This window comes from Methanimicrococcus stummii, assembly GCF_032594435.1.
Lineage (GTDB): Archaea > Halobacteriota > Methanosarcinia > Methanosarcinales > Methanosarcinaceae > Methanimicrococcus > Methanimicrococcus stummii.
In genome coordinates, this window is sequence record NZ_CP131062.1 from 518,142 (window position 1) to 540,757 (window position 22,616).

Here is a 22,616-nt window from a genome sequence, read left to right on the forward strand (position 1 = left end):
AATATTTCATCAACCAAAAACAAAATAATCATATTTTCGGAAATGAATATGAAATTAAGCTCCGCAATGAAATGAAACAAGCAGCTATTTCAAAAGAATGTGCGGCCTGGTTTGAAAGAAAAGCAGAAATCAAAACTCTTCGCCGTCCAAATCCTGCTCAATCCCGATTGATCTATATTGATAATGGTGATGACCATACTTCTATTAACGGTTCTGTTGATTTTACAACCGATGGTCTCGGTATTACACCTTCTGAACGGATCGATTCAAATACTTGTGTTTACGGTTCAGAGTTTACTCAGATTTATTTAGAAATGTTTAATTCGCTTTGGGAAGATGAATCAATTATTAAAGATATAAAAGAGGAAATTTTAGAACAGTTGTTGGTCCTCTATAAAGAAAACACACCAGAATTCATCTATTTCGTCACGCTTTATAATATTTTTTATGATTATTTGGACGAGTTGACGGAAGAAAATACTGTCAAAACTCAAACAGGCTTTAAAGAAACATCTATTTGGAATAAATTGTATAAATTTCAAAAAGATGGGGCAATCGGAGCAATTGAGAAAATTGAAAAATATAACGGCTGCATTATTGCTGACAGTGTCGGATTGGGTAAAACATTTACGGCTTTGGCAGTCATTAAGTATTATGAATTAAGGAATGATCGGGTTTTGGTTCTTTGTCCTAAGAAATTGAGGGAAAATTGGACGATTTACACGCAAAATGACATTCTGAATATTTTTTCAGGTGATCGGTTTAATTATGATGTTTTAAACCACACAGATTTATCTCGTACAGGCGGTTTTTCCGGGGACATCAACCTATCAACAATTCACTGGTCTAATTATGATCTTGTCGTTATTGATGAAAGTCACAATTTCAGGAATAATGAACCGGCAAAAGATCGTGTCACAAGATATGAGAGGTTGATGAATGACGTCATTAGAGCGGGTGTTAAAACAAAAGTTTTGATGCTTTCGGCAACGCCTGTTAATAATCGGATGAATGATATTAAAAATCAAATCTCTTTTATTACGGAAGGCAGAAATGATGCCTTTGAATTCGTGGGTCTTCCGAAATTGGATTTGGTTTTGAATAATGCTCAAAAGATTTTCAATAAATGGTCGGCTTTGCCTGATGATGAGCGGACATCGGAAAGATTTGTTGAAATGATGGATATTGATTATTTCAAACTTTTAGATATTATTACAATTGCAAGATCCAGACGGCATATTCAAAAATATTACAGCATGGATGAAATCGGTCGTTTCCCTAAAAGATTGCCGCCGAAAAATCATTGTTCTGAAATTGATGCTTCGGGTAATTTCCCGCCGATCGGGGATGTTAATAAAAACATCAAACGTTTGACTCTTTGTATTTATTCACCTTTGAGTTATTTGCGTAAAGATAAAATTCACAAGTACGAAGAAAAATATGACACGGTTTTGAATTCAGGGTCAGGCCGTTCTGTTTTTAAACAGGTGGATCGTGAGAAGAATTTGATTGGCTTGATGCGGGTTAATCTTTTAAAAAGAATGGAAAGTTCGATTCATTCTTTTTCAATTACGGTCGGAAAAATTTTGTATAAAATCGATCGGACGTTGGAAGCAATTGATAAGAATGAATCCGATTTTTCTTACGGCGGTCTTTCAGAAACGGATCTTGACAGCAGCGAGTTTTTTGATCCGGATTTGGATGATTCTGATTTCTCGGATGATATTATGGTTGGCGGTAAGGTTAAGGTTTCTTTAAAAGATATTGATTTGATTAAATGGCGCCAGGATTTGGAATCTGATCGGTCTTATCTTTCCGATATTTTGGAAGAAGCGCGAAAAGTAACGCCCGATAAAGATCAAAAGTTGATTGATTTGAGGGAAATGATTTATAAGAAAATTGAAAATCCGATTCCTGGAAATAACGGGAATAGGAAGATTCTCATTTTCACGGCTTTTGTTGATACGGCTGAATATTTGTATAAGAATTTGGCTGATGAATTAAAAGCGGGCGGTTACCATTCGGCAATTGTTACGGGTTCGGGGCAAAACAAAACAAATTTGCCGTTGCCTAAAAGCACCCGCGAAACTAAAAGGGAAGCAACTAAAAACGAGAAACAAAACCAAACATTCAGTACGGTTTTAACTCTTTTTTCACCGCGTTCGAAAGACGGGTATGTCATGTTTCTGGATATGGATCGGGAAATTGACATTTTAATCGCGACGGATTGCATTTCTGAGGGTCAAAATTTACAGGATTGCGATTATTTGATTAATTATGATATTCATTGGAATCCGGTTCGGATTATTCAAAGATTCGGGCGTATTGACAGAATCGGATCGCCGAATGAAAGTATTCAGCTGGTGAATTTCTGGCCGATGGAGAGTTTGGATGATTACATTAATTTGAAACGCCGGGTTGAAGGGCGAATGGTTATGGCAGATATTTCAGCCACCGGCGAAGATAATGTGATGCTTGAAGAAAAGGAAATGAAAGATTTGGAATATCGCCGTAAACAGTTGGAACGTTTGAAAGAGGAAGTTATTGATTTGGAAGATATTTCCGGCGGCATTTCGATTACGGATTTGACTTTTAATGACTTTAAACGCGATTTGGCGAATTTCTTAAAAGAAAGTCCGGGAACTCTTGAAAAAGCGCCGACCGGAATGTATGCGATTACGCGTACGGATGAGGATTTAGAAGAGGTTGAGCCGGGCGTCCTTTTTACGCTTCGCCAGATTCGCGGGGCGGAACAGACAAAAAGTCAAAATTCACTTTTCCCTTATTATATGGTTTACATTACAAATAACGGAGAAGTTAAACTTTCATTCCAGCACGGGAAAAAGATTTTAGATATTTACAAAAAATTATGTTCGGGGCAAAAATCCGTTTTAAAAGAGTTGGTTGACGCTTTTAACGCTGAAACGAATGACGGTTTTAAAATGGACCATTATTCAGAGCTGCTGGCGGATACAATTCATCATTTAATCGGCAAGAAACGTGAAATCGGCGCAGCCAGTATTTTTTCAAAAGGCGGAACTGCTTTTCATAACAGTTCTTCCGGCGGAACGGAAGATTTTGAATTGGTGAGTTTCTTGGTGATTAAATAATTTAGGAACATGTAATGGATTTTTAAACAATTATTTGGTGATTTGTTGGTTACTTATTCTTCGGATTATCTGAAAATTTTAGACTACCCTCCGCGGTGCAATATTTCAAAAGATGAAAGTTTAATTACAAAAGAATTGGTTAAACAGGAACTTAAAACCACAACAGAACGGAAAGTCTTCAATAAAGATGTCAAAAAGGTTTTTTGTCATTTCAGTCTCAGAGAAAACACAGTTTACATAAAACCATATCAAGATGATGAAAGAGAATATTCCGAACTCCTTGTGATTGAACTTTATATTTATTCTTCCGAAAATACCAAGAAAATTGCTGAAATGCTTATGAAAGTCATTCTTTATCCCGTTCTTTTGTTTTTCAACAACGGCGAAATGATTCAATTGGCTGCTGCTCATCAAAGAACAAATTTAAGTGACGATTCCAAAAATGTTTTAGAAGAAATTGTTTTGACAGAGTGGTTTTCTCTGGATTCGGATTTTTTAAATCATCTCTCTCTTGAAAATCTAAATAAAAAAGATTTGTATTCTTTGTATTCCGATTACATCAATCGAATTCATTTACACAACGCAGCACAGAAAAAAATAAATCCTGCTTTATTCAACAATTCCGAATCCGCCCGCGATGTTTTAAACAAGATCCAATCAATCGATGATGAAATTGAATCTCTCAAGTCCAAAATCAAAAACAGTGGAACATCAGCCGCCGAACAAATCAATTTGAATATTCGCATTCATAAACTTAAAGAAGAGAAAGAACAATATTTGACTTCCACGGATTGAATTTATATTATTGTTTGATTTTATTATTTTATTATAATCACTTATCAATTTCCAATCGTTTTCATTTATCATTTTTAAGATTTATTTAATATTAATTTCAACATTCAATTTTTAAAGGGTTTAATTATGACAGAAACAAAGCTGACCGGTTTAACGCCTGACATTGCCGAAGAAAACATTGCCGCTCTCAAAACTCTTTTCCCCGACGTTTTTGAAGAAGGCAAAATTGATTTTGACAAATTAAAACAAGTTTTAGGCGACTATGTTGACGATGACAAAGAGCGTTACAATTTCACCTGGAACGGCAAAGGAAAAGCGCTCCGTTTAGCACAAACTCCCTCTTCGGCAACTTTGAGACCTTGTGTTGAAGAAAGCAAAAATTGGGACACAACCGATAATTTGTATATTGAAGGCGATAATCTTGAAGTTTTAAAACTGTTGCAGAAAAGTTACTATGGCAAAGTGAAAATGATTTACATTGATCCGCCTTACAATACCGGTAATGATTTTGTTTATAAGGATAATTTTTCAGATACTATTGGAAATTATGAAAAAATAACAGGTCAAATTGATAACGATGGAAAATCTATTTTTTCTAATCCCGAAACAAGTGGTCGTTTTCATACAGATTGGTTAAATATGATGTATCCACGATTGCGATTAGCACGGAATTTGTTGTCGGAAGATGGGATTATTTTTATTAGTATTGACGATAATGAGGTTGCCAATCTCCGAAAAATATGTGACGAAGTATTTGGTTTCCAGAATTTTGCCGGCGAAATTATTCGGAAAACTAAATCAATGACGGGTGATAGTGGTATTGGTTTTAATCTTCAACATGAAAATTTATTACTTTATGCGAAAAATGTTAATCATCTTATTCTAAAAGGTGAAGAAAAAGACTTCAGTAATTATTCGAATCCAGATAATGATCCTAACGGTGATTGGTGTACTGGTGATCCCAGTGCAAAAAGCGGTGGTAAATCTACATATTTTGAAATTATAAATCCTTACACAGGTAAACCTGATTACCCTCCAAATGGTAGATATTGGGCTTTTTCAAAAGAAACTCTTCAAACTTATATTCAATCCGGAAAAATATCCTTTAAAAAAAATTATTCTGAAAATGAAAGAGGTTTTATTTTCAAACGCTATAAAAAAGATTCTTCTTCAATGACAAATCCAGTAAATAGTTTATTTGCAATTGAAAATAATTATATGAATCAAAATGCAACAACAGAACTTTCAAGGCTTTTCGATGTTCCTTATTTCAGTTACCCTAAACCTAGTCTTTTTATTTATAATTTAATAAAATTTTCAACTAATAAAAAAGATATTATTCTTGATTTTTTCTCCGGTTCAGCAACAACTGCGCATGCAGTAATGCAACTCAACGCAGAAGACGGTGGCAATCGCAAATATATTATGATTCAACTTCCAGAACCGATTCTGGCAGACTCCAATATTCATAAAGCAGGATACAAAAACATTTGCGAAATCGGCAAAGAGCGTATTCGCCGCGCGGGTGAGAAAATTAAAACTGAAACAGGTAAAGACGATTTAGATATCGGTTTTAAAGTTTTCAAATTAGACAGTTCCAACATTAGAAAGTGGCAGCCTGATACAGAGAATTTAAAAATGTCGCTTTCGGATTTTGTTGACAATTATGTTGAAGGCAGAACTGAACAAGATGTCGTTTATGAAATTATTTTGAAAATGGGATTGGAACTGACAGTTCCCGTTGAGGAATACGATTTTAACAGCAAGAAAGTTTATTCTGCCGGATTCGGGGCTCTTATGATTTGCGTTGATGACGATATTACGGAAGATGTTTCAAAAGGTATGATTGAATTGCATCAAAAACTTCAACCGGAAGTGTGGAAAGTTGTTTTTAAGGATAACGGATTTGCAACGGACAGCGTGAAGACAAATGTTCGCGAGAATTTGAAAACGGCCGGATTGGCGGAAGAAAGTTTTACAACAATTTAAATGAAGGGGATTTAAATGAAACTTCAATTTGATGCCGATTTGGAATATCAACATCAGGCCGTTTCATCGGTGGTTGATTTGTTTAAAGGGCAGTTGCCGAAACAAACTTTCTTTACCATTCCTTATTACGAAAAACAGTCTCGTCTGGGTGAACTTGGTTTTGGTATCGGCAATCGTTTGGAATTGGATGAAGAAGACATTTTGAAAAATCTGAAACATGTTCAGTTAGTAAATCGTTTGTCGCAATCACAATCTTTGGAAAAGCCGATGAATTTTACGGTTGAAATGGAAACGGGGACCGGGAAGACTTATGTTTATATTCGGTCTATTTTGGAATTAAATAAAAAATACGGTTTTTCCAAATTCATTGTCGTTGTTCCGAATATCGCAATTAAAGAAGGTGTTTACAAATCTTTTGAAATTACAAAAGAACATTTCAAATCTCTTTACGATAATACGATTTATGATTATTTTATTTACGACAGCAGTAAACTGGATCAAGTTCGAAGTTATGCTGCCAATGATAATATTTCAATTATGATTATTAACATCGATGCTTTCCGAAAAAGTTTTGATGAGCCTGAAAAAGAAAGTAAATCCAATTTGATTCATAGGGTGAATGAAAAGTTGGACGGCTTTAAACCGATTGAAATCATTCAAGAAACAAATCCGATTGTCATCATCGATGAGCCTCAATCCGTAGACACAACGACAAAATCAAAAGAAGCGATTAAATCTTTGAATCCGATGTGTATTTTAAGATACTCGGCAACACATGTTGAAAAACATCATATGGTTTACAAATTGGATGCGGTTGACAGTTACAATGAAAAATTAGTCAAACAAATTGAAGTGGCCGGACTGGAAACGTCAGATCAGCATAATACGGCTTACATTCGATTAATCAGCGTTGATAATAAAAAATCGCCGATAAAAGCCAAAGTTGAAATTGATGTTAAATCAAAAGGCATTGTTACGCGTAAAACGATTACGGTAAAACAAGGAGATGACCTTTTTGAAAAATCAGGGAATCGTGGTGTTTATGAAGGATATATGATTCGTGAAATCTATTGTGGCGATCTCGGTTATATCAGTTTTACCGGAAAATCCGATATTATTGAAGTCGGGCAGGTCATCGGTGATGCCGATACGCTTGCTTTAAAAGAACTTCAAATAAGGAAAACAATTGAAGAACATTTAGATAAAGAAGTTATTTTGAATAAAAGAGGAATCAAAGTCCTTTCTCTTTTCTTTATTGATCGCGTTTCAAATTATCGTATATATGATGAAGAAGGTAATCGTCAAAACGGAATCTATGCGGATTTGTTTGAAAAGAATTATCTGGATCTGATTCGGCTTCCAAAATATAAAGAATTAAGATGGCTGGATGACGATGTCAAAAGCGTTCATAACGGGTATTTTTCAGTAGATAAAGCGAAAAAAGATAAGCAAGGCGAAAAGATCATTAAAGATACATCAGGGTCTACAGTAGCAGATGAGGACGCATACAATTTAATTATGAAAGACAAGGAAACCTTGCTTTCTTTTGATTCAAAACTCAGATTTATCTTTTCACATTCCACACTTCGTGAAGGGTGGGATAATCCAAATGTTTTCCAAATTTGTACCTTAAATAAAACTGAAAAAGATCTTAAAAAGAGACAGGAAATCGGCCGCGGTCTTCGGTTATGCGTTAATCAAAACGGCGAACGCCAATTCGGTTTTGAAATCAATACTTTAACCGTTATGGCAAACGAAAGTTATGAAGAGTTTGCCGAAAAACTTCAGAAAGAGTATGAAGAAGACAGCGGTATCCGATTCGGATTTATCGAACCGCATATTTTTGCCGATATTATATTGGAAAATGTCGGCAGAGAAGAACGCGCCTCTTACATGGGTGAGTCGATTACGGAAGACATGGTTCTCGGGCAGGGAAAATCTGAAACATTGTATCAATTCATGATTGACAAAAAATACATTGATTCAAAGGGAAAAATTCAATCCGAATTAAAAGAAGCTCTGGATAAAAATTCTTTAGACTTGCCGTCTGAATTTGAAGATTATCGCCCGGAAATTGAGAATCGTTGTCTAAAAGCAAGCCAAAACTTGAATATTAAAAATAATGCTAAAAAAGAAACGATCAAATTAAATAAAGCCGTTTATTTAAGTGAGGATTTCAAAGATTTATGGGACCGGATTAAATATAAAACAACGTATTCCGTGAATTTTGACAGCGAAAAACTGATTGAAGAATGTTGTAAAGGTTTAAAAAATCTTACAATTCCCAAGATGAAAATTGTTTACAGCAAATCCAAATATGATATTGAAAGCAGCGGAATTAAAACAACGGAAACTGACCGGCGTACTGAAGAAATCACCGAGTTTTCCGGAAACCTTCCCGATATCATTTCCTATTTACAAAATACAACAAACTTAACGCGCAAAACAATTGCCGAAATTTTAATTCAAAGCGATCAGCTGAATTTGTTTCAAAGAAATCCTCAAAAGTTCATGGAAGAAGTTTCCCGTATTATTAAATCAACGATGCAAAGCATGATTGTCGATGGTATCAAATACACAAGAATTGGTGACCATGAATATTACGCTCAAGAATTGTTTGAAACCGAAGAGTTAACGGGTTATCTTGAACAGAATATGATTAAAAGCGAACGATCGGTATATGATCATACGATTTACCAAAGCGCCGTTGAAAAAAACTTTGCTAATAAACTTGAAAATCATAAAAGTGTTGAACTTTATGTCAAGTTACCAGGTTGGTTTAAAATTAATACGCCGCTTCATGCTTATAATCCAGATTGGGCGGTTTTAATCAATGATTGTGGAACAAAAAAACTGTATTTCGTTTTGGAAACAAAAGGAAATATCGATACGGACCAGATTAATCCTTCAGAATCATTAAAAATAGGATATGGCCGTGAGCATTTTAAAGCTATTAATGCAGAAATGAATGTTAATGTCACGTTTGAACCTGTTGATGATTTTAACAAGTTTATCGAAAAATACTGCGGGCCGGATTACCTTTAAAGAAATGCCTAATCAAAAGGCATTTCATTCATATTTCATTCATCAAATTTTCATTGGTAAATTACAATAAATATTCAACCATTGTTTTTCCTTTATCGGTTAATAAAATAATTGTATTTTTTCCTTTTTTCTGGGTGCTAATAAATTCCCATTTGTTCAATTTTTCAAGTATATTTTTGTTAAGCCAAGCATATTCTCTCGGGCCGTATTTACCCTTATTTTTATTGTCTTTATTAGTTTCAGTTTTATAATCCAATTCTTTTGCAGAAAATTCAATTAAATCTTGTTTTGTTAATTGAATATTTTTTTGATCGTTATTATGTAACTCGATTAATACTTTAATTAATCGTTCATCAGGTAATAATGCCGGGAAAATATTAATCGCTTGAATTTCCTCGACCCCTTCTGTTTGCGGTTGTAAATCATCGGTATATTCACTATAAGTAAGATATTCTTTAGGTTTTACATAATAAAGCCTCACTTGGCATTCTTTTTCAAACATTGTTGCTACAATCGTCCCCGCAATCGCCGCGGGAGTGCTTCCCGATGAAACATTAATGTATATAAGATTGTTTTTTTCTTTTTGTATAATTTTTTTCATGGCTTTTAATACATCGAGTACATTATGTACTTCATCAATCTTTATTTCTGGTGTGGCTATTTTATATTTTTTTAGCTTTTTTTTATTTTCTGCCACGTATTTGGATCCTTTTTCGTCAATTTTTTTTGAAATTAAATAAACAACATCCGCTTTTTGATCAATTGCTGCTTGACTAATCCGATCAACTTCGAATCCCACAACTGCAATATGAACTCGTAAGATATTTTCTATTTTTTGCATACTTGTTCTCTATTCTATGTTTATATATTAAACTACTTGAACATTCTGCATATTAAGTATAATAAGCTACAAAAATATATAAATTAAAAAACCAATTAAAGGTGCTCATTTTAGGGATAAATAAAAAGGAGTGTAATATGAAAAAAGTACAAAATTGTAAAAAATACGAATTACGGGATGGAAACAAAGTTGTTTATCGCGGGATTACAAACGATTTAAATCGCAGAAAACAAGAACATCAACAAGACAAAAAATTTACATCCATGGCTCAAGTCGGACGAGCGTGTTCTGAAGAAAGTGCCCGGAAATGGGAACAGAAATCACTTGAAACATATCGAAAAAACCATAGTGGAAAAAATCCAAAGTATAATCAAAAAAAGAACGGTTAAAGCTCTTTAAAAATTAATTTCACACATTTTAGGTTTTCGAAGAGTTTTTACGATTATTAATATTTGTTTTTTAAAAATTATATAGTCATAAAAATGATGGGCTATTAAAAAGTGAGAATTATGGCAAAAAAAATAACGAAAAATATGTTTTTTTTCAAAATGTACTATGAAATTGATGGGGCAGAGGGCAATTATAAAAATCTCAAGGAAATATTCTCAAAGATATTCAAAGAGAAAGGAATCCCCCATAACGGTATTTTAACTTTGAGATTTGATGAAAATCTGTTTGTTGACAAAATTGAAGAAAAGGGAAATATATTGTATGGAAGATTTGGCAGATTAAAAGAAAACCATTCAATACAAGCAAGAAATAAAGTCACCATGGAAGTTGGTGATATTTTCGATAAGGAAGCTGCTAAAGAAAAAGGAGTTGAAATCTTCTCATATTTTTTAATTGATTTCGAAACCGGAATAATTTGTTCAGTTTCCAGCAGCGGTGCTCCAAGTCTTGGTATAGTTTGCAAAGTTGTTGAAGAAATGGGAGAAGAATACCATTGTGACATCGTTCGAATTATAATAGCTAAAGAAGATGTGCTTAAAAGATTATATTCATCCAATTCGATTTATTCTATAAAATATGAATTGCCTATGCCAAGCCCTGAATTGGCAGATTTGGTTAATATACCTCAAAAAGACATTCAAAGAGGTCAAGCTACTTTAATCGGCGAATTTAAGAATGAACCTCGAATTCCGTTGTTAGAAAATGTAGATATGAGAAAATATTTGCCAAAACTTTTAAAAACTGCTGATGAAAAAAAATTCAAACAATTAGAAATACGAGCAAAACAAACCGATGGGTGTGTTGAATCATTTGACTTATTTGAACAATTCTCAAGACAAAAAATTAAGATTGAAGATGTTGCGGGAAGAGAAGCTTACAAAAATGAATTATATCCCAGTATGCTTAAGGCATACAAAGAAAGAAAAAATGAATTGAAACTATATTCAGACCGGCACGAGTTTAAATGAGTGATTTAAAATGGAAATAATAAATAAGAATAAAAAATTGTATTTTTACAATCTTTTATTTTTATTTGGTACATTAATTATATTGTGTATAATTGAACTTAAAAATCCGATGAAATTTAGTTTTTTTGGAAAAATTGATTCTTTTGATTTGCTTACTTTAAGTTCAATTATTGCCGGTTTTTTATTTAGCAGTTTTTGTTTATTAATTGGATTATATGATACAAAAACAGTAGAATTAATGGAACGTTCAAATTACCTTAATAAAATTATTTTGAGTCATGAATTAGGATTTGTGTTTTCATCATTGTCCATTTTAATCTCAATTGTGGACATATTTCTGATTTCAACTGAAATAAGTTTTTTTGAATTCATATCAATATATTTCATAATTGTCAGTTTGTTTTACTTCTTATTGTCAATGTATTATGTTTATAATATTGTTAATTTTATAAGAGAAGAAAAGAAAAGGAAATCACAAAATATTTTTGATATTTCATTAAAAAAGGATTCAGAAAGCTAAAAATAAATTCCATATTATCCAAGAATTAAGTAAATCAACATCATTCCTGCCAAAATAATCGGCTGATGAATCAAATAAATTACCAAAGAGTGTTTTCCCAAAAACGTAACAGGTTTCAAAAACAAAGATTCCTCTTTCAAAAAAGAAAAATCAAATCTCCTTTCCCCTTTCGGATACAACCACGCTCCAACCGCAATTCCCATCAAAATAACACCAAACCACGGAAACAGCGGTTCATAATCCAGCGAATAAAACCCGTACGGATGAATTCCCAAAGGAACCATCCAAATCGGCCCGCTCATTTTTCCCACAACATTTGAAGCCAAAATAACAATAATCCCGAAGACAAGCGGAATCAACCACGCCAACGTTTCTTTATATTTCCCGAAAAACGGCGCCTCTTTTGTCATTCCGATTAAAAAAGGCACGACCAGAATCGTGGAAAGCCCGATGAGATGAAGAACGCCGAAAAGAATCGCCCCGTCATGCGGATAAATCCAAGTCACGGCCGTGATGAGAAGGCCGACGGCGAAAAGAAAGGCGCCGCGTTTGATTAATTTTTTTGTTAAAGTTTTGGCGTCATTTGTTCTTGAAGCTGTCAGAGAAAGCGAAATTCCGGCGGCTGCGATGAACATCATTGTAATCGGGAAACCGTAAAGCTGCTGCGGCCAAAACCAGGCGGGCATTTCTCTGATGTTAAAATAGTCGAGGTCGAAAAGGAAATGATAAATGACCATGAGAATGACGGCGATTCCACGGAAAACGTCGAGTTCGTAATAGCGGGATGATTTTTTCGCCGGCAGATTTTCAGTCATGATTTTATTTCCGAATTTTAAGGTAATTCGTTTTTATATATCTCATTTTTTCAAGGCTTTTGAGATTTAAAAACATATTTGAATGAAAACATCATCATCCAAATATCAATTATTCAAAGGAGAAACAATATGAAAAAGTCGGCAAACGATCTTCAAATCAAGAACAGTACGGCGGAATTTTTGATTTTCACATCGCAATCCGGTGAAAATACGATTGAAGTTCGCGTTGCCGAAGGAACCGTTTGGCTGACCCAAAAACTGATGGCGGAATTGTTTGAAACAACAAAGCAAAACATCAGCATGCATTTGACAAAAGTTTTTGAAAACAATGAACTGAATCAAAATTCAGTTGTAAAGGATTTCTTTACAACTTCTCCCGATGGCAAAAATTACAACACGAAATTCTATAACTTAGATGCCATCATCGCTGTCGGTTTTAAAGTCAACGGCGACCGTGCCGTTCAATTCCGGCAATGGGCGATTCAAGTCCTTCGCGACTTCTCCCTGCGAGGTTATGTGATTGACAAAGAAAGAATGAAAAACGGCAGCTTCTTAAACGAATCTTATTTTGATCAGCTCGTTGATGAGATTCGGGAAATTCGAACAAGCGAGCGCCGTTTCTACCAAAAAATCACGGATATTTACGCAACGGCAATGGATTACAATCCGAATTCGCCGACAACAAAACAATTTTTTGCGAACGTTCAGAATAAACTTCATTTCGCAATTCACGGCAACACCGCCGCCGAACTCATTATGAACCGTGCCGACAGCGAAAAGAAGCATATGGGTTTAACAACTTGGAAAAACGCCCCCAAAGGCAAAATCATCCGAAGCGATGTCGCTGTTGCCAAAAACTACCTGACCGCTGATGAATCCAACCAATTGAACCTCATCGTTTCCATGTATTTGGATTACGCGGAAATGCAGGCAAAAAAGAAAATACCGATGACGATGCAGGATTGGGCGGAAAAACTGAATGCGTTTTTAAAATTTAACGAACAGGAAATTTTAAAAGACGGCGGCCGGGTGACGGCAGAAATCGCCAAAGCATTTGCCGAGAGCGAATTTGAGAAATACAGAATTGTTCAAGATCGGGAATATGAAAGCGATTTCGACAGAATGGTGAGAGAAAGTCAGGCGGAATATTTGGTGTAAACAAACGGTTGCCGGTTGTTTTGTTTTTCCGTTAAAGCAACTATTCGGAATTTCCGAATAGTTCAAATCGTCACTCACCGAATGTTTCAATATTTTCAAATTTACATTTTTTCATTTTCTCAAAAGCCACTATCCAGAATTTCCGGATAGTTCAATAAATCCCAAACAACCGCCCGCTAATTCCGAATTTCGGGCTGAGCGAAGCGAAGGACGAAATCGGAATTTGCGGATTCGTACCCATGATTTAAAGAAAACGGATTCACTGTCAAATTAAATGATTTGAAAAACAGAACACAGCATTTCTTTGAACTATTTTTATTTGTGTAATCCGTTCGCTTTGTCACCACCTTCGGCGGCGCCGGCAGCGAACGGTCGTTCTCGGGGTTTAATTAAAAGTTTGAAAAGCATTTGTCAAGTTTTTCTTTACAACTGAAAAAAAATAGATGTTAATCAAGAAAGAAATTTATTTTAATTCTTCAAAACAATCATCAACCCGTACAAATCTGACTCAGGCTCCGGCGGATTCTCAACATTCCCCTTAATAATCCGCTCTTCAGGATATCCAAGCTCTTCCAAAGAATAAACATCTGCCTCAACGCCAAGTTCCTTTAACACCGAACAAACTTCAACCGCCCCGAACTTTTCATCCGGCAGCAAAAAAACATTTTTCCCAAACCCAATTTCACGAATCAATTCATCCCGCGCCGAATCAATTTCTTTTCGCCCGTGAGCTGTCACGCACGAAAAATTCGTCAGATTCACTTTCAAACGCGCACAGGCCACTTGAAATGAAGAAATTCCCGGAATCACAACATCATTCTCTGTCGCGAATTTCCCGAGCCCCGAAAACATCGGATCGCCCGTTGACAAAATGACAGCGTCTGCCGGCAAAAGATGAATGTTTTTGTAATCCTTAATCGTATCAACCGGCGTGTTTTCGGAAATATACGGCTTTGCAAGTTCCAGCGCCCGTCCCGAGCCGTAAACAACAGAAGCGCTTTTAATCGCTGCAATTCCCTCTTCCGTGAGCATTCCGGGACCCACGCCGACACCGACAACAATCATTTTTCTTCCTCCGCGTTTTCACTTTCCGGTTCAATTTTGTCGGAATCGATCATTTCGCCCGATTCATCCGATTCGCCAACTTCATCAAATTCATAAATAATCTCAATTTCGTCTTCGGGATCATCTTCGTCTTTGTATTGACGATCCTCATTTCGCGCGTAATAAACAGCGAAAACGAACAATAACAGGCCGGTGATAATCAAAACAATCGGACCCTTCAAATCCCATAATGAAGCGGCATTTGATTTTAAAATAACGTAAATATTCCAAAATACAAAAATTAAACCGAGTAGCGCAAGCAATAATGCCGGCATTATTTTTTTAATATCAATAGCCATTTTTTCACCTTCTGATATTGAAAGTTCAAGTCACGCACGGGGCTTTACTCATTTTAAACTTTTAATTTTTCATCAAATAATCAAATTCGCCCTTGCTGTCCATCAAAACAAGCCCGTCCCGATCAATCACAACAATCCTGGCGCCTTTTCCTTTCTTAACGCACATTTCAAATGCCTGTGTCAAAAGCGGATTTTTCGGATCTTTTTCAATCACTTCAACGACGGTCGCAAAACCGCTGTTTTTGAGCATATCCGGATTGCCCCATTTCAAAACCAAACCGGGTAGACCGCAGACAATAATTTCCTCAGCCGAAACCGCCGCGTCAATGCCTTCCGAAATTCGGCTGCCGACCATCACAATTTCATAACCGGGGAAAAGCATGCTTGATGTCGCCATTCCCTGGCGGCCGGTTGTCAGAACCACTTTTTTCGCGTTTTGAATCAAAACATCTTTCATTTCACCGAGGTGATCGTTCCAAGGCTCAACGAAACCCGTCGTTCCGAGAACGGAAATGCCGCCGACAATGCCGATTCTTTCGTTCAGCGTTTTTTTGGAAAGCTCCTTGCCGTCGGGAATGTAAATTGTGACAATCAAAACCGATTCACCTTTTTCAATTTCATCGAAAAGACCGATTTCTTTGAGTCCTTCCTTCACCGATTCTCGAATCTGGGCAAGCGGTTTCGGGTTAATCGCGTATTCTCCGACGCGCGTTTCAAAGCCGGCGCGCTGAATGATTCCGACACCCTCGCCGCCGGTGATGAAAATATTGTCAACCGCTTTTTCTTTTGAAAATTCTGGATCAATGGCGGCGGTTTTTTTCACTTTCGCGCAAAACGAAACGTCACGCGTAATGTCGGATTCGTGATCGTTGTACATTTTTCGAACACACGCATTTCCGCCGGTCCCGGATTCCGCCGGCATTTCGGCGCGAAGACCGATCGGCGTCGGAACGGAAATAATTGTTCCGGATTCCAATTTTCCGGCAAGCGAAAGAACGGCTGCTTTGGCGGCCGCGGCTGACGTTGTTCCCGTCGTAAAACCGCGCTTTAAGAAAGATCCGTCGCTTAAAACAACAATAAGACCGCGGCTGACCAAATCCTCAACCTCGGCTTTCGGAAGAGATGCCTTTTCAATCCATTCTTCCGGAATTTCAAAATCATTGACGGGATCTTTCATAATGATCAAATTTCAAAAAAATAATTTTAAAGCAAAAATACAAAATAAAAAACAACTGAAAAATTGTAATTGAATGACAATTTATAATCAATCACAACTGACAGTTATTTTATTATTTTATGATTTTATTATTTTGAGTTTACTGCTTTTTCTTTTCGTTGGCAATCGCAATGATTTCATTCACGCTTGCAACCGCCATCGGCGTTCCGCCGCGGGTTCCGACGCAAGTGACTGACGGAATCGGAACTTCCATGTCCCGAATTATTTCCTTAGATTCGGCAGCGTTCACAAAACCGACGGGTGTCGCGACGATGAGCGCCGGTCTGAGGCCGCGCTCAATCAATCTTGAAACCGTAATCGCAGCAGAAGGCGCGTTGCCGATGGCGATGATGGCGCCGTTTAATCTGTCGCGCGCGGCCAGGTAGCCGGCGGAAGTTCGGGTGATGCCGTATTCTTTGGCGATTTCAGCGTCTTTGTCTTCGTCCAAAACACAAATGATTTCGGAATTGTGACCGCTGCGGGTAATTCCCGCTTTCACCATGCTGATGTCGGTAAAAATCGGCGCGCCGGCTTCGATTGCCGCAACACCGGCCGCAATCGGGTCATGGCGGAATTCCATGATATCGGCAACGGAAATGTCGCCGGTTGCAACCGCACAGCGCTGGCGGATTCTGTCCTCAGGCGTTTTGTTGCCGACAACGCCTTCGATGTACGTTCGGCTCTTCATGTAAATGGTTTTGGCCTCGTCCGTTCCCGCGCCGAAATCCTTGCAAGAATCAGCAAAATCCTGATCAATTTCAATCGTTACGGTTGCCAATTCGTCCAAAGTGCCGTAATTTTTGTTTGTGTCTGTCATGTTTTTCCCCTTATTTGATAATAAAAATATTTCAGAAATTAATACTCATATTTTCTGTGATAACCGCGCGGCGTGATAATTTTATCGCCGTTCGGGCTGTTCCAAATGCGCGAATCGCTGTTGCAGATGACAATCGCCGTTCTCATGTCCACCCAGTCGTTGTATTCCAAAACTTCACCGAGCGTCGTCACGATGTATTCCTGTTCGTCGCCGCGAAGCGCGTTCTTCACAAGACCGACCGGAACGGAGTCTTCTCTGAACTTGCGAATAATTTCGATTGCGCGCTCAAAGTTGGAAGTTCTTTGGCGGCTCTTCGGGTTGTAAAGCGAAATAATGAATCCCGCGTCAGCCGCGGCCGAAAGTCTCTTCTCAATAACTTCCCAAGGCGTGAGCAAGTCGCTTAAGCTGATTGTTGCCGCATCCACGACAACAGGCGCGCCGAGAACGCTGGCCGATGCGAGCATCGCCGTGACGCCCGGAACGACTTCGATTTCGACATCCAGATTGTTGCTCTCGGCAACCTCAATCACAATGCCGGCCATGCCGTAAACGTTGGCATCGCCGCCGCTGACCATCACCGCAACATTGTTTTCGGCAAGTTTCACCGCTTCTTTGGCGCGGTCCACTTCTTTGCCCATGCTGCTGCGGTAAATGTTTTGCGTTGTCAGCAATTCTTCGATTTGATCCAAATAAGTATCATTTCCGAGAACATAATCAGCGTTTAAAATAACATCTCTGGCATGCACTGTCAGCTGTTCGACCGATCCCGGACCGATTCCGACAATGTATAATTTTCCTTTCTTTTCACTCTGCGACGGCAATTGTAACTCTCCCGTAAACTTTTTTCTTTGAAATTAATTTTTTATGAATAGATAAAGCTAATGCGGCCGGTTCAGCAACCCCTTTGAGGCCGAAGCGCTCCGCCTGTGATTCCGACTCGGGAACCGTTTCATTCAAAACATCATCGGGCAGAAATTGAATACTTTTTCCAAGTTCTGCGACCGCTTCAATTAAACCCGCTTCGTCCGCTTTCAAAACGGAAGACGCAAACGAATCAACATCGGTTAGTGACAAATTCAAATCGGAAAGACAAACAGAAACGGCATCAATCACTTCTTGTTTTGTTACACCGCGGCGCGCGCCGATTCCGACAATCATTTTATCACACATTTTTGATGTTTTTATTTCGGATTGACCGAATCCATTTCATCTAAGGTCGCCGTCGTTCCGTCCTTTCGTTTCACCAAAACGGAAACATCTTCATCAACGACAATAATTTTCGGGCCTTTCACTTCCAGAACTTCAACTTCTTGGTCCAAAAGCGCGCAATTCACTTCAATCGTTGACTTCCGGTTTCGAACGTCGCAGCCGAGTTTTTCGGCGATGCCTTCAACCGACGGTTTTTGATGAACTTCCGTTGCGGTCGTAATCACGGGAACCGCGCCGAGATCGGCAATCCGCCGGGCAACTTCATTGCCGCCGTGATGGCCGCCGAGAACGGGAATCGCGAAATTCAATCCCGAATCAACAACAATCAGCGCCGGGTCTTCCCATTTGCTTCCGAGATACGGCGCGATTTCACGAATCGCGATTCCGCTTGCAAAAACCGCGACAACCGCGTTAAATTTTGAAAAAATATCTTTGAAAACGCCTTTCTCATAAAGAACGACCTCCCCGTTCAAATGATCGGCCAGCTTTTGAGCGGCATCCATATTCCGCTCAAACGTGACAACGGCAATTTTCAAATCCATTTTCAATCTCAATTTTGATTGTTTTCGATTCAATTTTTTTACAATTAATCAATCGGTTTCAGTCCAACGGGCCCTGTTTCACGCCGTAAAGATAGGATTTGGCGTAATTTTTCGGGTCAACCACGTCGCCGATAATAATCATCGCCGATCTTTTAATGCCGGCTTCTTTCACTTTTTGAGCAATGTCGTCAACCGTTCCGCGAATAACTTCTTGATTCGGCCAGGACGCGTGGAAAACAACGGCGACAGGCGTGTCTCTCGGACATCTGACCTTTTCCATGATTTCTTCAATCTTCTGCGTTCCCAAAAAGATTGCCATCGTGCAACCCATTTCCGAAAATTCCGGAATCTGATCCTGCTCAAGCGTTGTGCCGGCAGGTCTTGTAATAATCAGCGAATCTGAGACATTGTTGAGCGTAAACTGCGTCTCAAGCGCGGCCGCCACCGCGAAAACGGAGGAGACGCCGGGAACACGCTCGGCAGTGATGCCGAACTTCTTCAGCTCTTCCGTCTGCTCGACAATGGAGCCGTAAAGCGCAGGGTCGCCGCTGTGCAGGCGCACAACAAATTTGCCGGCATTGACGGCGTCCACCGTCAGCTGCGTTGTCTCATCCAGCGTTAAACCGTAACTGTCAATGCATTCGCCCTTCGTGTATTCCAGCACTTTCGGGTTCACCAAAGATCCGGCGTAAATGACCAAATCGGCTTGCTCAAGGAGTTCTTTTCCTTTGACCGTGATGAGTTTTTCATCACCCGGGCCTGCGCCGACGATATAAATTTTCTTCTCACTCATTTTAATTCTCCGACATTTTCTTTTTCATTGCTTTTATCGTTATTTTTTCGCTTTGCTCAATTTTTCTTCCCGTAAACGATGCTGAAATAATTGCCTTCTTCAGGAATGTTTTCTTTGCCTTTGATGATGACTTCGCGGTCGGAGAACAAACGCTCGGCGAAGATAAATTCGTTGTAGCCTTCTTTTTCAAAACGCTCGATAATTTCCTGCGGCTTGCGGGCTTTCAAATGAATCAAATAATTGATGTCGGAAACGCCGTCATGAACTTCAAAAGAGGTTTCAACCGCAACGCCCATGCGCGCCGCGCAGGATGTAATGGAGCTGATTCCGGGAACTGTGTCGACTTCAACGTCCGGTGCGACTTCCGCCATGACTTTTTTCATGTGCGTGAAAGTTGAAAAAAAGTTCGGGTCGCCGATTAAACAGAATGCGACATCTCCTTTTCGGGCGTATTCGGCAACGTTTTCTGCATTTTCCGTCCAGATTTCTTTGAGTTTCTGCTCGTCATAAATCATCGGAAAATCCAATATTTCGGGCTCTTCCGTCACATACGGGCGAATTAATTCGGCGGCCATTTCGCCGGGAACAAAAACTTTAATGCTTTCTTTTAAGATTCTGACTGCTTTCAGCGTTAATAATTCCGGATCTCCCGGACCTAATCCGATGCCATACAACATATGTAATTCCTCTCAAGCGAACCTTTTTTTCGTAATGTTAATGTAATTATTAATGTAATGATTAGAGTAAATGTAATAAATCGTAATAAAACCTTATGATAAATTTCATAACAATTTCAATTTTTGAATTTAAATTTTCAAAAAAAACATAAATTCAATCCTTTCGCTTCGCCGACATAATATAAACCGGATTCTCCGGCTTAAACATCGTCTCGCCCGTCAGCTCTTCGCCGCGGGACGCAATAATGTGAACAGCTTCATCAAACACGCCGCGCTTTTTCATGTGTTCAATCACGCGGACGACGGTTTCGATGCGGACGGCGTTCACGATAATAGACCTGGCGCCTTTTTCAATCAGCGCGTCCAAAACGGCGGTGATATTTTTCGTGCCGCCGACAAAGGCGCAGTCGACTTTTTCAAGATTTGAAATGACTGCGGATGATTCGCCGGAAATCACTTCGGCGTTTTCGATGCCGAAATTTTTAAAATTCTGCGTCGCCGCGTCAACCGCAACGTCGCGCGCGTCCATCGCGTAAATTTTCAGATTTTTCGCAAGTCGAGTGGCTTCGATTGAAATTAATCCCGTACCGCAGCCGACATCGGCAAAAACGTCTCCGTCTCGAAGATCTAATTTAAAAAGGGAAACGGCAATGATTTCAGGTTTCGTCGGCCCCCCCGAAACACCGATTAATTCAGGCATATTTGATTCTGCTCCGTTTATTTTTGAAGATTATTTTAAAGGCTATAATCCTCTTAATTTGTTTTATATCTTTTCCTTAATTTTCGGAATCCGCCCTTAATTTTTATATTATGTCAAGTAAATTTGTCCGCTTTTGGATTCAAATTGAATCGGAATTAAAAGTTTGATTCTTTTTTGAAAAAAACAGATTTTGATTGAAAACGCATTCGATTGATATCTGCGGTGTGATGAATGAATATTTTTGTGTTATCTTTGAGGATTACATATCTCACCCGAATCTACAGTGTTTATATTCAATCAACTTCATATTAAAGCATTGCTTTCATACCGATTTATAAATCATTTGGATTTATTTCGGGCTTATGTGCTCGTTTTAAATAAACTTGATTTCGGTTTTATTTTGGTTGACGCAGAATAATCTGCGCGTTTTACACGTTTGTACATAAAAAGGAGTAATCATAATATGCACATTATGGAAGGTGCGCTTCCCTGGGAATGGGCTTTATTTTGGTGGGGTCTGACAATCATCATTTTGATTGCAGGTATTATCCAACTCAACAAAGTTGTCCGCAAAAACAGAGAAGTTTTACCGTTATTGGCCGTTTCCGGCGCTTTTATCTTTGTTTTGTCCAGTTTAAAAATACCGTCGCCGATCGCGATGTCTTCATCTCACCCGACCGGTACAGGCTTATCGGCAATTACATTCGGTCCGGCCATCACGGCTGTCATGTCCGCAATTGTTTTGCTTTTCCAGGCGCTTTTGCTTGCCCACGGCGGTTTGACAACGCTTGGCGCAAACTGTTTCTCGATGGGATTCTTCGGCCCGCTTTTGGCATGGCTGATCTATAAGGCGCTTCAGAAAACCAAATTCAACATTTACGTTACGGTTTTCATTGCCGCGTTCGTTGCGGATTTGGCGACCTATGTGATGACATCTTTCCAGCTGGCTCTTGCCTTCGGTCTTGAGACGCTTCCCGAATTCCTCGGCATTTTTGCATTGACGCAAATCCCGCTCGCGGTTTTGGAAGGCTTGATTATTGTCGTCGCCGTTAAGTTTATCGCGAAAGTCAAAGGCGAATTCTTCATCAGCAGCGGAACGCTCTCTGAAGAACAGGTCGCAAAAATGAACGAATGAGGTGACAAAAAATGAAATTTAAAGTTGAATATCTTTTAGTAATCGCCCTCGTGCTTTTCGCTATTTTCTTTGTCTACGTGACAACGATTTCGGATTCCGAATTCGGCGGCGCCGACGGAGAAGCTGAAGATTTGATTTACGAATTAAACCCTGACTATGAACCGATTGCAGAACCGCTTTGGGAACCGCCGGGAGGCGAAACCGAAAGTTTGCTCTTCTGTCTCCAGGGAGCGATCGGCGCGCTAATCATCGGTTTATTCTTCGGTTATTACTACGCCATGAAAAAATGTAAAAAAGAAATCGGAAACGCTTAAATTTAATTTAAGCTTCCTTTTCTTATTTTTTTGATTTAAATTTCTCCTAAATTTTTACAATCTTTTTTTATTTTTTATTCAAACGCTATCCGTTTTCATTTATTTTTGAAATGGTTGAT

At 38.5% G+C, this 22,616-nt stretch carries 22 protein-coding genes and 1 pseudogene; 11 read left to right on the plus strand and 12 right to left on the minus strand.

From position 1 onward, the window contains the following. The first annotated feature begins 71 nt into the window (after window positions 1-71). The 5 genes and pseudogenes from MmiEs2_RS02575 (at window position 72) to MmiEs2_RS02590 (ending at window position 8,939) form a co-directional block, all read left to right on the plus strand. Entirely contained in the window at window positions 72-3,110 is a 3,039-nt protein-coding gene (locus tag MmiEs2_RS02575; RefSeq protein WP_316559874.1) for a helicase-related protein, read from the plus strand. A 45-nt stretch (window positions 3,111-3,155) separates the two neighbouring features. Further along, the gene (locus MmiEs2_RS02580; protein ID WP_316559875.1) at window positions 3,156-3,905 is read left to right on the plus strand and encodes a DUF4391 domain-containing protein; all 750 of its coding nucleotides are present in this window, start codon (window positions 3,156-3,158) and stop codon (window positions 3,903-3,905) included. Between the two features lie 126 nt (window positions 3,906-4,031). Further along, complete coding sequence (locus tag MmiEs2_RS02585; protein WP_316559876.1) at window positions 4,032-5,894, plus strand: site-specific DNA-methyltransferase; 1,863 nt, start codon at window positions 4,032-4,034, stop codon at window positions 5,892-5,894. 15 nt (window positions 5,895-5,909) lie between these two features. Further along, a pseudogene (locus MmiEs2_RS08355) lies at window positions 5,910-6,656 on the plus strand (DEAD/DEAH box helicase family protein); the annotation flags it as partial. 42 nt (window positions 6,657-6,698) lie between these two features. Then, window positions 6,699-8,939, plus strand: a complete 2,241-nt coding sequence (locus MmiEs2_RS02590) for a restriction endonuclease (protein WP_316559877.1) — start codon at window positions 6,699-6,701, stop codon at window positions 8,937-8,939. 61 nt (window positions 8,940-9,000) lie between these two features. Here MmiEs2_RS02590 and MmiEs2_RS02595 read toward each other — a convergent pair whose 3' ends face one another. Next, window positions 9,001-9,780 carry an HFX_2341 family transcriptional regulator domain-containing protein gene (locus MmiEs2_RS02595; protein ID WP_316559878.1) on the minus strand — a complete coding sequence of 260 codons (780 nt, stop codon included), beginning with the start codon at window positions 9,778-9,780 and terminating at the stop codon, window positions 9,001-9,003. 137 nt (window positions 9,781-9,917) lie between these two features. Between MmiEs2_RS02595 and MmiEs2_RS02600 the strand changes: the two genes are divergently transcribed. The 3 genes from MmiEs2_RS02600 (at window position 9,918) to MmiEs2_RS02610 (ending at window position 11,718) form a co-directional block, all read left to right on the plus strand. Next, complete coding sequence (locus MmiEs2_RS02600; RefSeq protein ID WP_316559879.1) at window positions 9,918-10,169, plus strand: GIY-YIG nuclease family protein; 252 nt, start codon at window positions 9,918-9,920, stop codon at window positions 10,167-10,169. Between the two features lie 120 nt (window positions 10,170-10,289). After that, window positions 10,290-11,198: a hypothetical protein gene (locus MmiEs2_RS02605; protein ID WP_316559880.1), complete on the plus strand. Its 909-nt coding sequence runs from the start codon at window positions 10,290-10,292 to the stop codon at window positions 11,196-11,198. 10 nt (window positions 11,199-11,208) lie between these two features. Continuing rightward, window positions 11,209-11,718 (plus strand): hypothetical protein, encoded by a 510-nt coding sequence (locus MmiEs2_RS02610; protein WP_316559881.1) that lies wholly within the window; start codon window positions 11,209-11,211, stop codon window positions 11,716-11,718. Window positions 11,719-11,732: 14 nt separating this feature from the next. Here the strand turns inward: MmiEs2_RS02610 and MmiEs2_RS02615 are convergent, their stop codons facing one another. Further along, window positions 11,733-12,533, minus strand: coding sequence for a heparan-alpha-glucosaminide N-acetyltransferase (locus MmiEs2_RS02615; RefSeq protein ID WP_316559882.1), 801 nt, complete (start codon window positions 12,531-12,533; stop codon window positions 11,733-11,735). 129 nt (window positions 12,534-12,662) lie between these two features. Between MmiEs2_RS02615 and MmiEs2_RS02620 the strand changes: the two genes are divergently transcribed. Beyond that, window positions 12,663-13,691 carry a virulence RhuM family protein gene (locus MmiEs2_RS02620; protein WP_316559883.1) on the plus strand — a complete coding sequence of 343 codons (1,029 nt, stop codon included), beginning with the start codon at window positions 12,663-12,665 and terminating at the stop codon, window positions 13,689-13,691. 468 nt (window positions 13,692-14,159) lie between these two features. Here MmiEs2_RS02620 and MmiEs2_RS02625 read toward each other — a convergent pair whose 3' ends face one another. The 10 genes from MmiEs2_RS02625 to cbiT form a co-directional block, all read right to left on the minus strand. Beyond that, window positions 14,160-14,756, minus strand: coding sequence for a cobalt-precorrin-7 (C(5))-methyltransferase (locus MmiEs2_RS02625; protein ID WP_316559884.1), 597 nt, complete (start codon window positions 14,754-14,756; stop codon window positions 14,160-14,162). After that, complete coding sequence (locus MmiEs2_RS02630; protein ID WP_316559885.1) at window positions 14,753-15,094, minus strand: hypothetical protein; 342 nt, start codon at window positions 15,092-15,094, stop codon at window positions 14,753-14,755. Before MmiEs2_RS02630 ends, MmiEs2_RS02625 begins: the two co-directional genes overlap by 4 nt. Window positions 15,095-15,155: 61 nt before the next feature. Next, window positions 15,156-16,271, minus strand: a complete 1,116-nt coding sequence (locus MmiEs2_RS02635; protein ID WP_316559886.1) for a cobalt-precorrin-5B (C(1))-methyltransferase — start codon at window positions 16,269-16,271, stop codon at window positions 15,156-15,158. Window positions 16,272-16,410: 139 nt separating this feature from the next. Further along, window positions 16,411-17,127, minus strand: coding sequence for a precorrin-8X methylmutase (locus MmiEs2_RS02640; RefSeq protein WP_316559887.1), 717 nt, complete (start codon window positions 17,125-17,127; stop codon window positions 16,411-16,413). Between the two features lie 38 nt (window positions 17,128-17,165). Then, window positions 17,166-17,948 carry a precorrin-3B C(17)-methyltransferase gene (gene cobJ / locus MmiEs2_RS02645; protein ID WP_316559888.1) on the minus strand — a complete coding sequence of 261 codons (783 nt, stop codon included), beginning with the start codon at window positions 17,946-17,948 and terminating at the stop codon, window positions 17,166-17,168. Beyond that, a complete protein-coding gene (locus MmiEs2_RS02650) occupies window positions 17,932-18,285 on the minus strand; it encodes a cobalamin biosynthesis protein (protein ID WP_316559889.1) in 354 nt (117 codons plus the stop codon). Before MmiEs2_RS02650 ends, cobJ begins: the two co-directional genes overlap by 17 nt. Before the next feature lie 23 nt (window positions 18,286-18,308). After that, window positions 18,309-18,878, minus strand: a complete 570-nt coding sequence (locus MmiEs2_RS02655) for a cobalamin biosynthesis protein CbiG (RefSeq protein ID WP_316559890.1) — start codon at window positions 18,876-18,878, stop codon at window positions 18,309-18,311. A gap of 58 nt (window positions 18,879-18,936) precedes the next feature. Then, complete coding sequence (cobM, locus tag MmiEs2_RS02660) at window positions 18,937-19,671, minus strand: precorrin-4 C(11)-methyltransferase (RefSeq protein WP_316559891.1); 735 nt, start codon at window positions 19,669-19,671, stop codon at window positions 18,937-18,939. Window positions 19,672-19,727: 56 nt separating this feature from the next. After that, window positions 19,728-20,348 carry a cobalt-factor II C(20)-methyltransferase gene (locus MmiEs2_RS02665; protein ID WP_316559892.1) on the minus strand — a complete coding sequence of 207 codons (621 nt, stop codon included), beginning with the start codon at window positions 20,346-20,348 and terminating at the stop codon, window positions 19,728-19,730. Window positions 20,349-20,502: 154 nt separating this feature from the next. Next, complete coding sequence (cbiT, locus tag MmiEs2_RS02670; protein WP_316559893.1) at window positions 20,503-21,048, minus strand: precorrin-6Y C5,15-methyltransferase (decarboxylating) subunit CbiT; 546 nt, start codon at window positions 21,046-21,048, stop codon at window positions 20,503-20,505. A gap of 463 nt (window positions 21,049-21,511) precedes the next feature. On the opposite strand from cbiT, the gene MmiEs2_RS02675 reads away from it, so the two are divergent. Next, a complete protein-coding gene (locus MmiEs2_RS02675; RefSeq protein ID WP_316559894.1) occupies window positions 21,512-22,183 on the plus strand; it encodes an energy-coupling factor ABC transporter permease in 672 nt (223 codons plus the stop codon). An 11-nt stretch (window positions 22,184-22,194) separates the two neighbouring features. Next, complete coding sequence (locus MmiEs2_RS02680) at window positions 22,195-22,497, plus strand: energy-coupling factor ABC transporter substrate-binding protein (protein WP_316559895.1); 303 nt, start codon at window positions 22,195-22,197, stop codon at window positions 22,495-22,497. Window positions 22,498-22,616: the final 119 nt, after the last annotated feature.

Bases quoted from the DNA above. Each gene is read 5' to 3' on its own strand.
- MmiEs2_RS02575 (WP_316559874.1), top strand. From the start codon at position 72: ATGAAACAAGCAGCTATTTCAAAAGAATGTGCGGCCTGGTTTGAAAGA.
- MmiEs2_RS02585 (WP_316559876.1), top strand. From the start codon at position 4,032: ATGACAGAAACAAAGCTGACCGGTTTAACGCCTGACATTGCCGAAGAA.
- MmiEs2_RS02595 (WP_316559878.1), bottom strand. From the start codon at position 9,780: ATGCAAAAAATAGAAAATATCTTACGAGTTCATATTGCAGTTGTGGGA.
- MmiEs2_RS02600 (WP_316559879.1), top strand. From the start codon at position 9,918: ATGAAAAAAGTACAAAATTGTAAAAAATACGAATTACGGGATGGAAAC.
- MmiEs2_RS02605 (WP_316559880.1), top strand. From the start codon at position 10,290: ATGGCAAAAAAAATAACGAAAAATATGTTTTTTTTCAAAATGTACTAT.
- MmiEs2_RS02610 (WP_316559881.1), top strand. From the start codon at position 11,209: ATGGAAATAATAAATAAGAATAAAAAATTGTATTTTTACAATCTTTTA.
- MmiEs2_RS02615 (WP_316559882.1), bottom strand. From the start codon at position 12,533: ATGACTGAAAATCTGCCGGCGAAAAAATCATCCCGCTATTACGAACTC.
- MmiEs2_RS02620 (WP_316559883.1), top strand. From the start codon at position 12,663: ATGAAAAAGTCGGCAAACGATCTTCAAATCAAGAACAGTACGGCGGAA.
- MmiEs2_RS02625 (WP_316559884.1), bottom strand. From the start codon at position 14,756: ATGATTGTTGTCGGTGTCGGCGTGGGTCCCGGAATGCTCACGGAAGAG.
- MmiEs2_RS02630 (WP_316559885.1), bottom strand. From the start codon at position 15,094: ATGGCTATTGATATTAAAAAAATAATGCCGGCATTATTGCTTGCGCTA.
- MmiEs2_RS02635 (WP_316559886.1), bottom strand. From the start codon at position 16,271: ATGAAAGATCCCGTCAATGATTTTGAAATTCCGGAAGAATGGATTGAA.
- MmiEs2_RS02640 (WP_316559887.1), bottom strand. From the start codon at position 17,127: ATGACAGACACAAACAAAAATTACGGCACTTTGGACGAATTGGCAACC.
- MmiEs2_RS02650 (WP_316559889.1), bottom strand. From the start codon at position 18,285: ATGATTGTCGGAATCGGCGCGCGCCGCGGTGTAACAAAACAAGAAGTG.
- MmiEs2_RS02655 (WP_316559890.1), bottom strand. From the start codon at position 18,878: ATGGATTTGAAAATTGCCGTTGTCACGTTTGAGCGGAATATGGATGCC.
- cobM (WP_316559891.1), bottom strand. From the start codon at position 19,671: ATGAGTGAGAAGAAAATTTATATCGTCGGCGCAGGCCCGGGTGATGAA.
- MmiEs2_RS02665 (WP_316559892.1), bottom strand. From the start codon at position 20,348: ATGTTGTATGGCATCGGATTAGGTCCGGGAGATCCGGAATTATTAACG.
- cbiT (WP_316559893.1), bottom strand. From the start codon at position 21,048: ATGCCTGAATTAATCGGTGTTTCGGGGGGGCCGACGAAACCTGAAATC.
- MmiEs2_RS02675 (WP_316559894.1), top strand. From the start codon at position 21,512: ATGCACATTATGGAAGGTGCGCTTCCCTGGGAATGGGCTTTATTTTGG.
- MmiEs2_RS02680 (WP_316559895.1), top strand. From the start codon at position 22,195: ATGAAATTTAAAGTTGAATATCTTTTAGTAATCGCCCTCGTGCTTTTC.